Annotated in this window: 12 protein-coding genes; 1 reads left to right on the forward strand and 11 read right to left on the reverse strand. The window is 31.4% G+C overall.

What is annotated here, in order from left to right:
- Window positions 1-55 precede the first annotated feature (55 nt).
- The 11 genes from scfB to KPL51_RS19525 all read right to left on the reverse strand — a co-directional run bounded on the left by scfB (window position 56) and on the right by KPL51_RS19525 (window position 9,142).
- Window positions 56-1,420 carry a thioether cross-link-forming SCIFF peptide maturase gene (gene scfB / locus KPL51_RS19475; RefSeq protein ID WP_216165301.1) on the reverse strand — a complete coding sequence of 455 codons (1,365 nt, stop codon included), beginning with the start codon at window positions 1,418-1,420 and terminating at the stop codon, window positions 56-58.
- Window positions 1,421-1,480: 60 nt separating this feature from the next.
- Window positions 1,481-1,618 (reverse strand): six-cysteine ranthipeptide SCIFF, encoded by a 138-nt coding sequence (scfA, locus tag KPL51_RS19480; RefSeq protein ID WP_216165304.1) that lies wholly within the window; start codon window positions 1,616-1,618, stop codon window positions 1,481-1,483.
- A 68-nt stretch (window positions 1,619-1,686) separates the two neighbouring features.
- Complete coding sequence (locus KPL51_RS19485; RefSeq protein WP_216165307.1) at window positions 1,687-2,055, reverse strand: TIGR04086 family membrane protein; 369 nt, start codon at window positions 2,053-2,055, stop codon at window positions 1,687-1,689.
- A gap of 95 nt (window positions 2,056-2,150) precedes the next feature.
- Entirely contained in the window at window positions 2,151-2,444 is a 294-nt protein-coding gene (gene yajC, locus KPL51_RS19490) for a preprotein translocase subunit YajC (RefSeq protein ID WP_216165310.1), read from the reverse strand.
- A 133-nt stretch (window positions 2,445-2,577) separates the two neighbouring features.
- The gene (tgt, locus tag KPL51_RS19495) at window positions 2,578-3,708 is read right to left on the reverse strand and encodes a tRNA guanosine(34) transglycosylase Tgt (protein WP_216165313.1); all 1,131 of its coding nucleotides are present in this window, start codon (window positions 3,706-3,708) and stop codon (window positions 2,578-2,580) included.
- A 42-nt stretch (window positions 3,709-3,750) separates the two neighbouring features.
- Window positions 3,751-4,776, reverse strand: a complete 1,026-nt coding sequence (queA, locus tag KPL51_RS19500; RefSeq protein ID WP_216165315.1) for a tRNA preQ1(34) S-adenosylmethionine ribosyltransferase-isomerase QueA — start codon at window positions 4,774-4,776, stop codon at window positions 3,751-3,753.
- Between the two features lie 33 nt (window positions 4,777-4,809).
- On the reverse strand, window positions 4,810-5,877 hold the full coding sequence (gene ruvB / locus KPL51_RS19505) for a Holliday junction branch migration DNA helicase RuvB (protein WP_216165317.1): 1,068 nt from the start codon (window positions 5,875-5,877) through the stop codon (window positions 4,810-4,812).
- Window positions 5,878-5,891: 14 nt separating this feature from the next.
- Entirely contained in the window at window positions 5,892-6,491 is a 600-nt protein-coding gene (ruvA, locus tag KPL51_RS19510) for a Holliday junction branch migration protein RuvA (RefSeq protein ID WP_216165319.1), read from the reverse strand.
- Between the two features lie 276 nt (window positions 6,492-6,767).
- Entirely contained in the window at window positions 6,768-7,541 is a 774-nt protein-coding gene (locus KPL51_RS19515) for a hypothetical protein (RefSeq protein WP_216165322.1), read from the reverse strand.
- A 95-nt stretch (window positions 7,542-7,636) separates the two neighbouring features.
- The gene (locus KPL51_RS19520; RefSeq protein WP_216165326.1) at window positions 7,637-8,632 is read right to left on the reverse strand and encodes a YbgA family protein; all 996 of its coding nucleotides are present in this window, start codon (window positions 8,630-8,632) and stop codon (window positions 7,637-7,639) included.
- Window positions 8,633-8,842: 210 nt separating this feature from the next.
- Window positions 8,843-9,142, reverse strand: a complete 300-nt coding sequence (locus KPL51_RS19525) for a hypothetical protein (RefSeq protein WP_216165329.1) — start codon at window positions 9,140-9,142, stop codon at window positions 8,843-8,845.
- A 391-nt stretch (window positions 9,143-9,533) separates the two neighbouring features.
- On the opposite strand from KPL51_RS19525, the gene aat reads away from it, so the two are divergent.
- Window positions 9,534-10,133, forward strand: coding sequence for a leucyl/phenylalanyl-tRNA--protein transferase (gene aat / locus KPL51_RS19530; protein WP_216165332.1), 600 nt, complete (start codon window positions 9,534-9,536; stop codon window positions 10,131-10,133).
- Window positions 10,134-10,192: the final 59 nt, after the last annotated feature.

Genomic DNA, 10,192 nt, shown 5'->3' on the forward strand with positions numbered 1-10,192 from the left:
ACAAATACAAGTATATTATGATTAACAAAATTAGTCAATATTGGGTAAACGTAAGTTACTTACCCATGGTTTTTGCTTTTAAGGCTATAGCACATTCTATCCTTTTCTTTTGCATCTTGCATCCAAGTTCATAAGGAATATGCATATCTCCATTAAAGTTAAAGTTATTAGCTTGGCATCCACCACTACAATAAAATTTAGCCCAGCATTTGAGGCATGTAGGTTTGTTGTAAATGTGTGCTTCTTTAAACTCTAGCTCCATTTTTTTATTATTCATACCATTATATATATCGCCCATAATAAAGTCTTTGTTGCCAACAAATTGATGACATGGGTATATCTCACCCTTCGGAGTAACAGCTATATATTCATGACCTGCTCCGCATCCTGAAATTCTCTTATAAACACAAGGTCCCCCTTGCAGATCTATATTAAAATGGTAAAATTTAAATTCAGTTCCATCCTTATATCTTTGAAGCATGTCCTTATATAATTTATCATATTGCTCAAAAATAACCGGTAGATCTTCCTCTCTAAGTGAGAGTTCATGTTCAGTTGGTAGCACTACTGGTTCTATAGATATTTCTTTAAATCCTAGGTCTGCCATATGTTTAATATCTTCAAAAAAGTCAGTGTTTTCTCTAGTGAAGGTTCCCCTAACATAATAAGATTTTGACTTATCCCTCATATTAACCATTTTTTTAATATTAGGAAGTATTTTATCATATGAACCACTTCCATCTACTCTTACTCTGACTTTATCATTAACAGATTTTCTACCATCAATACTAAGTATTATATTCCCCATATTCTTATCCAAATATTTCATGATTTCATCGTTAAGTAATACAGCATTAGTTGTCATAGTAAATCTTATATTTTTATTATAAATTTTTTCTTGTACTTTAGCATGCTCCACTATCTCTTTTATTACATCAAAAGCCATAAGTGGTTCTCCACCAAATAAATCTACCTCGATATTTTTTCTCGGCCCAGATTTTTCTATAACAAAATCTATTGCTTTCATACCAACTTCTGCTGACATTGTTTCTCTGCAACCATGGTACTCACCTTCATCAGCAAAACAGTATTTACATCTTAAATTACAATCATGTACAATATTCAAACACAGTGCCTTTATGTAAGACTCTTTTTCTCCAATATTCATTGCAATTTCTTTGTATAAATCTCCTGTGTATAGCATTTTACCCTGGATTAAACTTTGGATTTCGCTGTACCCTTCTTCAATATCTTCCACCTTATATTTACCCTTTAAATCCTCTATTAACTCTTCTTTTTCTCTAAGTTTATTATCATCTAAAAGATCATAAACTATTTCGTCTACTAAATGTAGTGCTCCGGAATTTACATCAATTACATAATGTTCGTTATCTTGAATAAATTTATGAATTAGTGACAAGTTTTTTCCTCCTAACTAAATTTAAAGCAGTAACCCTAAGTTACTGCCCCGTTAATTATATTAATTTTCACAAGCTAAATTTGCTACTGTGCAGGAAGTTTTGCATGCTGATTGACAAGAATTAGCACATTCTCTACATCCTGGTTTTTTTAAACTTTCTTTGATTGTTGCTGCGTTTATAGTTTTTATATGTTTCATTTTTATTCCTCCATATCGTAAAGTGACTTATTGATTGTATCATATTATCATGGATAAATAAAGTATCTTTATAGATTTATTCCAAGCATTCCAGATAAAGTACCTATGCCGAGTGCTAAAGATGTTCTTACTACTTCCCTCATTCCAATTGCAGCACTTCCACCACCAACGACTTTAACTAGATATAATACTACCATGTAAGTAGCTGCTACAATAATCCCCATTAGCCAACCTTTTTCTCCTGCTTTTTTTGCAGCAAATATTGATCCATAAAGCACACTAATTAATGTCATTACAATATAAAAAACAGATGTTGCCTTCATGCTAGCTGGTAAATAAATTGTTATTACAGAATAAATAACCAACACAATTAAAGTCAAAATTGCAGCCCTAAATACTCCTTCTGCAGCGCAAGAATATTTTATTTTATTTTCCATGTATACCCCCCCTTTCTATAGATTTTAATAATTTTTATAACTTAAAATCTATAATATTAATTATGATTAAAAGGGGGGGTTTATTACTTAATTTTCTATTTTTTCTCTAATACTTCAGCACTATTTGTATTTATAACTGTGCCAATACCACTTTTGCCCAATTTAATTCTAGTTCTGTCTGGACCACTTTCCAATATAATATAGTCATCTTGAATATTGATGATTTTTCCAATTATACCGCCTTTAGTCATTACTTCATCATTTACTTTTAAATTATTTAAAAGTGCAGCATATCTTTTCTTTCTTTTGTTTTCTGGTATAAATACTACTAGATAAAATACAACTAGCATTAATATTATAGGTAATAAAGATACTATTTGTGAACTCATTTATGTTCCCCTCCTTTCCATAACATTTTTTCTAAAATATAATAAAATAATTCTCCTATAAAAATTAATTGATAAAGAATTAAAAGCACCCCTTATTCTTAATTTTACAGTTTAATTATATTATAGTAAATAATTATACTTTCTCATTCCACTGAGCTAGTTTTTCTTCCTTAAATTCTTCAAAACAATCATTATCAATGGCAGCCCGTATATCCTCCATAAGTTTATTGTAAAAATATAAATTATGCAGCACACAAAGTCTCATGGCGAGCATTTCTTTTGCCTTGAATAAGTGCCTTATGTAGGATCTTGTATAATTTTTACATGTAGGACATTGACATCCTTCATCAATTGGAGCAGCATCTAGCTCAAATTTAGCATTCATTATATTTATTTTACCATCTTTTGTGAACACATGTCCATGCCTTCCATTTCTTGCTGGCAATACACAATCAAAAAAGTCTACTCCTCTAGATACCGCTTCTAAAATATTACTGGGATAACCTACTCCCATAAGGTATATTGGTTTATCCTGTGGCAGATGTGGAACAACTGCATCAATTATTCTATACATGTCCTCATGACTCTCTCCCACTGCAAGGCCACCTATAGCATAGCCATCTAGATTCATTTTACTAATAGTTTTAGCATGTTCTATTCTAATATCCTCGTAGGTTCCCCCCTGATTTATGCCAAATAACATTTGCTTGTTATTTACTGTATCCGGAAGAGAATTTAATCTATCCATTTCAGTCACACATCTCTCTAGCCATCTTGTTGTTCTTGCAACTGATTCAACTACATATTCTCTAGTAGATGGGTTAGGTACACATTCATCAAAGGCCATAGCTATGGTTGATCCTAAATTGCTTTGTATCTGCATGCTTTCCTCAGGCCCCATAAATATTTTCTTTCCATCAATATGTGAATTAAAATAAACGCCTTCTTCTTTAATCTTCCTCATAGCTGATAACGAAAATACTTGAAATCCACCCGAATCAGTAAGAATAGGTCTATCCCAATTCATAAATTTGTGAAGTCCACCCATTTGCCTTATAACCTTGTCCGAAGGCCTTAAGTGCAAATGATAGGTGTTAGATAATTCAACTTGGCAGTTTATTTCTTTTAAATCCATACTAGAAACAGCACCCTTAATAGCTGCTTGAGTTCCCACATTCATAAATACAGGTGTTTGAATGGTTCCATGAGTTGTTGTAAACTCACCACGTCTTACTTTACCACTTTTCTTAAGTAATTTATACATATTTGCCCTTCTTTCATTACAATAATTAAAAGTTAGCTCTTACTAATATAAAAACATTGCATCCCCAAAACTGAAGAATCTATATTTTTCTTTTACCGCTATATCGTATGCACCCATAATTAAATCTTGACCTGCAAAAGCACTAACTAACATTATTAACGTGGATTCTGGCAAATGAAAATTAGTTATTATTGCATCAACGATTTTGAATTTATATCCTGGATAAATGAATATATCTGTCCATCCTGATTTTTCCTCTACTCTACCATTATCATCTACTATACTTTCTAATGTTCTATTAGATGTAGTCCCTACTGCAATTACTCTGCCGCCCTTGTCTTTTACTTCATTAATTATCGCTGCTGTTTCACTACTAAGTACATAATACTCCGAATGCATTTCATGTTCTTCCACGGTTTCTGCTTTTACAGGTCTAAAAGTACCTAAACCTATATGTAGTGTTACGAAGGCAAGGTGTACACCCTTAGCTTTAATTTGCTTTAGTAAATCCTCTGTAAAATGCAGTCCAGCAGTAGGCGCTGCTGCCGAGCCTACTTCTTTTGAAAATACAGTCTGATATCTTTCTTTATCCTCTAATTTTTCAGTTATATAAGGTGGTAGTGGCATTTCACCTAATTTATCTAAGACCTCTTCAAATATTCCTTCAAATTCAAATCTTACTATTCTACTTCCACCCTCAGAAATGCTCATAATCTCTGCCTTTAGCTGTCCATCACCAAAAATAAACATAGTTCCAATTTTCGCTTTTTTCCCAGGTTTAACTAAAGTTTCCCAGTGGTTAACATCTATTCTCTTTAGGAGCAAGAATTCCATTTTACCACCAGTTCCTTCGCGTGCTCCTAAAAGTCTTGCAGGTAAAACTCTGGTATCATTTAACACTAGGCAATCCCCTGGGTTTAAGTAATCTATTATATCTTTGAAGTGTTTATTCTCTATTTGTTTATTTGCTTTATTAACTACCATAAGCCTTGACTCATCTCTTTTTTCAAGAGGATGTTGTGCAATAAGCTCCTTAGGCAGATCAAAATAAAAATCCTTTACTTTCAAAAAAATTACACCCTTTCTTTATATGAAAATAATTTAATCATCATTTTCTTCATCGTCAAACATTGTAAATTGTTTTAAATTTTTATGTTTGCTTCGTTTTTTTATTGGTCTATTTAAATGTTTATAGGCTTTTTCAGATGCTATTCTTCCCCTTGGAGTTCTTATTATGAATCCCTTTTGAATTAAATAAGGTTCATAAACATCCTCTAGTGTTCCTAGTTCTTCTCCTATAAAATAAGAGAGTGTCTCTATTCCAACTGGGCCCCCATTAAAATTGTCTATAATAGCTTGGAGCATTTTATTATCTATTCTATCAAACCCTTCACTATCTATTTCAAGGAGTTCAGCTGCTGCCTTTGATAAATTTAAATCGATAATTCCATTTCCCTTAACATCACAATAATCGCGAACTCTCTTAAGCAATCTGTTAGCAATTCTCGGAGTGCCTCTTGAACGTCTTGCGATTTCTATTGCAGCATCTTCAGTTATCTCTACTTTTAAAATAGATGCAGAACGAATTATTATTTCTTTTAACTCATCTTGCGTATAATATTCCATGGCACTTAATACACCAAATCTATCTCGCAAAGGCGCTGTTAATAGTCCAATTCTAGTGGTTGCACCAATAAGTGTAAACTTGGGCAAATCTAACCTTATAGATTTTGCTGAAGCTCCTTTTCCAATTACAATATCAAGTGCATAATCCTCCATAGCAGGGTATAATATCTCCTCTACAGACCTATTAAGCCTATGTATTTCATCAATAAAAAGCACATCATAATCGCTCAAACTAGTTAAAATAGCTGCCAAATCGCCCGCCCTTTCAATAGCTGGTCCGGATGTTACTTTCAGACTTCCCTTCATTTCCTTTGCAATAATATTAGCAAGTGTCGTCTTACCAAGTCCAGGTGGTCCATATAGCAGCACATGATCAAGAGGTTCTTCTCTATTTTGAGCTGCTTTAATAAATATATTTAGTTTTTCTTTTATCTTAGGTTGACCAATATACTCTCTAAGATTCTGCGGTCTTAGGGAATATTCAGCATCCATATCTTCTTCAATGATAGAAGAAGTAATAATTCTTTCCTCATTATCATCCATTGTATACTCCCACCTTAGTTCATTAAATATTTCAAACAATCTTTAATCATATTTTCAAGTGATAGTGTTCTATTGGTAGCACTTAATGCCTTCTCCCCTTCTTTTTCAGAATATCCAAGTGACATTAGAGCTCCTAAAACTTCTATAAGCTTTCTATCCTCTAATGCATCACTACCTGAAACCTGTGATAAATTGTTAACTGCAGACTGCTCAATATGTATTTTTTCTCTAAGCTCTAGAATTATTCTTTGAGCAATTTTCTTGCCTATGCCTGGTGCCCTTTGTAATGTTTTTTCATCTCCTGATACAATAGCATATTTTAAATTTGAAACACTGCAAATAGAGAGTAGTGATAAGGCTGCTTTTGCACCAACTCCATTGGTACTCATTACAAGAGTGAACATCTTTATTTCGTCTTTTGTTAGAAATCCATATAGTCCAATAAAGTCTTCTCTTACAATTTGCTTTATATATAATAACACACTTTCGTCAGTTTTAGGCATATTTGCCATAGTACTTCCTGAAGTATATATTTTATAACCCATACCGTTATTATCTACTACAATATAATCCTTATTAATTCCTACGAAAGTTCCTTTTATATATTCGTACATAATATTCCTCCCAGATGTTGTCTTGGATAGAATACAATAATTAATCATTATCCTACCATTTCATATCGACATATAATACTTTACCACCTAAATGCTATTAATTCAATAATTACAATGGAAATTTTTAAGTCGTAGCAATTTTATATAATTACCCATTGTTAAATCATTACCTAGGACACTTAATATTAAAGGCTTTTTATTCAATTCACCCAAAGCAAAAACCTTAGGAAAATATCTTCCTAAGGTTTAAACACATACTTTTTTGAGCTAAGAATATCAAGACTTTAATAAACCCCTAGCATAATCAAAAGCCTTTTCAGGAGTTTTAAATTCTCCCTTTTCATATTCCTGATCTACTTCCGCATCCTGACTGCCATTACTATCGTTTATATATTTTCTGCCTTTTATTAGGTCACCTACTAATCCATCTTTTTCTTTTAAATCATCTATTCTAATATATTGTAATTCTCCACTTTCCTTTGCTCCAAAGTCATATTTCTGCTGGCTACCATCCTCTGAGTATACATTAGAATTAAATACTTTATGAGCAGTTATATCTCCGTTTTCATCTGTTTTATAAATTGTGACCAAATCATTATATACCCCTAAAAAATATCTATTTGCACTATAACTGTACCTGTCACTATAATTGACAAAAACTACGTGAGCATTAGTTATACTATCAACAATATACCCCTGGGTTTTAAAAAACTCATCAAGTTCCTTTTGCGTTTTATTATTGAGTACAGTAGATTCATTAAAATGTTTTTCTAATACCATATTTCTTACTTCTTTATCTTTATATTTAATATTGAAAACAAATTTTGTATCTTTAGCCACCGAAGCCATATTTGTAGTTACTGATGTTTGAAGCGCAGCATTTTTTTCATTATTAGTGCTTTTTACAGTAAATTTTAAATATGGCAATTTACTACTAGCTTCTATCACTATATTATTTTCATTTATATAGTTGGCAATAGAATAGCTGGCTCCAAAGAAAGCAATTAAAAGTATTCCTAACAGTAAATATAAACCTTTTCTATTTTTCATATTACCCCTCCTTACTAGAAATTATGTCCAATTAAAGGGGTATTATTCAATATATAAGTGATAATATTACAATTTTATACTTAAATAGAGTTATTTTATTTATCTAGACCCTTTCCAGAATCAGTTACATCATCTAATTTGGAAGGATAAGGCTCAAAGAAGCTTTGGTTAATAAGATTTTTTTCTTCAAAACGTATAGCATTTGATTTTATAACATAAAGTGGAACACTAAAAGGGACTTTACTCTGTCTATATTGATCTATTGTATCTAAAATAAATTCTTTTTCCCTATGGGTTAGCTTATCAGAAAAATATCCCATAGACTTTGTGAGCACATTTATATTAGATGTATATCTTGGTAACTTATTTAAGGCCAAAGCAAGATTTTTTTCATATTCAGTATACACATGCTGCACACTAAATTCTCCATGACTTCCTATAATGCCACCTAATATTTTAAGTTGTTTTTGATTGTATGACATAAGAAGAAGTTTATTAGTACTATGGAATTCAACTAAATCTTCTATGTGCATAGTTTCTCTTATTACCCTAAAATTCTTCATAAGATATAACTTTGTTAAAAAATGTTGCCTTATATTATAATTCTTAACTCTGCCATCATCTTCAACTGCCAGATTAGGGAACTTATTTAATACAAGTTCTCCAAATAATCCATTACCTTTAACAGAGGTGGAACCTTTTTCTATGCTTTTGTAAATTTTAACCTCTTTCATTCCACAAGAGGGTGATTTACTTTTTAGCATAAAACCATCCACCTTTGGAAGGTTCATAAGAAATTTTTCTCCAAATTCAATCATTTCCAAACTTAATTCTCTTTCGGTATTATGTTGTATAAGTTTTACAGGTGTATCTTCATTTTCTTTAACCAATCTTATAGCTTCTCTAGGTGTTTCTAATCCTATTTGAACTTCAGGGCACACAGTTATAAACTCCACAAAATCCTTTAGTTTTTCTACTAAATGGCAACTATCCAACTGTCCATTATACCTACATGTTTCAAATCCTAAGCATCTGCTCACTACAACTACTGGTTTGATACTATTTATTCTTTCTTTATAAGATAGTTTCATATACAAAAGTCCTCTCAAAATTATAATTTATTTTTAAATAATCCATCTTAACACTATTCAATACTAATTTTAATTTTCCTCTTTTTTATCATGCACAACAATCCATTTTTTAATTCATTTCATATAATGAATTCACCACAAAAAAAACTGTTATGATTGAGATTCTCAATTATAACAGTTTTTTAGAATTCACTTATGATATTTTACTCATTAACGATTTCCAACTGCGTATTGATGCAAATCTGATTTAGTTTCATTTTCTAGTTTTCCTATAGTTTCCGACAAAACTCTACATATTAGTTCTAAATGACTATCTTTAAAATCAAGCCTTTTAGATGATAGAATACAAAGTTGCCATTGCAATGTTTCTAATAAAAACATATTATATATATTTGTAGGAACATTTTTTTTCACATAATCCAACCTTTTAAGTGCTTCATCATCATGGATCTCATAAGCTTTCGTAATAATATGATTGTATTCTCCATAAATAGTTTCATCAAAAAACATAAGATCACCTTCCTCTAATAAAATTTATGTTTTAAAATTGAATTTTATTACAACTAGTAGGTTTTGTTAATTTTGTCAACTAATCTTCAACTGAAATAATTATTATAGGAATATTAAATTTATCCGGAATGCCTTGCAATAAGAAACAACAAAACTATTGAAAATTGATTTAGAAATTCTTCTTTTGCGAATATAAAATTCTCGTGAGCCTGCCAGGACGTCAGGCTAGCGAACCTGAGGCAGGAAGCCGAATGTGAACGGTAGAGAATATTCTATTAGCAAAAGATTAGAATTTCTTAATCAAATTTCTAGTTTCAAGTTCGTTTGCAAGGCACGTAGGATAAACTTCATAACTTTTGTATATTAATAAATCCCTTGAAAGGAGTATGTTATGCCTATATATAGATTATCGAATGATATATTATTCCCTGACCCCTCACTTGCAGAGGAGGATGGGCTTTTAGCCCTAGATGGCGACTTATCTCCTGAGAGATTAATACTTGCATATTCTAATGGAATATTTCCATGGTTTTCTGAAGACGAGCCAATACTTTGGTGGTCCCCAGATCCACGATTTGTTATTTATCCAAAAGATGTTAGAATTTCTCACTCTATGAAAAAACTACTTAAAAAGAATAAGTATAGAGTTTCCTTTGATACTTGCTTTAGAGATGTTATATCGAACTGTTCCAATTTGAGAAAAGAAGAAGGCACCTGGATCACAAATGAAATGATTGAAGCTTACTGTAAACTACATAAGCTTGGGTTCGCTCATTCTGTAGAAACTTGGTATGAAGATAAATTAGTTGGTGGATTATATGGTGTAAGTATGGGAAAATGTTTTTTTGGAGAATCAATGTTTTCAACTATGGATAATGCATCTAAAGTAGCCTTTATTAATCTTAGCACGGTCCTTGAGGAAAAGACGTTTGTTGTAATTGACTGCCAAGTTTATACAGCTTATATTCCGCTGAATGAATTTAGAAACTAATTATTTACTTAAAAGATATTTATTTACAATTATTTACAAAAAGGAATTTTTAGTTTTAT

Source organism: Clostridium bowmanii (assembly GCF_018861315.1).
Lineage (GTDB): Bacteria > Bacillota > Clostridia > Clostridiales > Clostridiaceae > Clostridium_AD > Clostridium_AD bowmanii.

Excerpts from the sequence above, each read along its gene's own strand:
- scfA (WP_216165304.1), bottom strand. The coding sequence starts at position 1,618 with ATGAAACATATAAAAACTATAAACGCAGCAACAATCAAAGAAAGTTTA.
- KPL51_RS19485 (WP_216165307.1), bottom strand. The coding sequence starts at position 2,055 with ATGGAAAATAAAATAAAATATTCTTGCGCTGCAGAAGGAGTATTTAGG.
- yajC (WP_216165310.1), bottom strand. The coding sequence starts at position 2,444 with ATGAGTTCACAAATAGTATCTTTATTACCTATAATATTAATGCTAGTT.
- tgt (WP_216165313.1), bottom strand. The coding sequence starts at position 3,708 with ATGTATAAATTACTTAAGAAAAGTGGTAAAGTAAGACGTGGTGAGTTT.
- ruvB (WP_216165317.1), bottom strand. The coding sequence starts at position 5,877 with ATGGATGATAATGAGGAAAGAATTATTACTTCTTCTATCATTGAAGAA.
- ruvA (WP_216165319.1), bottom strand. The coding sequence starts at position 6,491 with ATGTACGAATATATAAAAGGAACTTTCGTAGGAATTAATAAGGATTAT.
- KPL51_RS19515 (WP_216165322.1), bottom strand. The coding sequence starts at position 7,541 with ATGAAAAATAGAAAAGGTTTATATTTACTGTTAGGAATACTTTTAATT.
- KPL51_RS19520 (WP_216165326.1), bottom strand. The coding sequence starts at position 8,632 with ATGAAACTATCTTATAAAGAAAGAATAAATAGTATCAAACCAGTAGTT.
- KPL51_RS19525 (WP_216165329.1), bottom strand. The coding sequence starts at position 9,142 with ATGTTTTTTGATGAAACTATTTATGGAGAATACAATCATATTATTACG.
- aat (WP_216165332.1), top strand. The coding sequence starts at position 9,534 with ATGCCTATATATAGATTATCGAATGATATATTATTCCCTGACCCCTCA.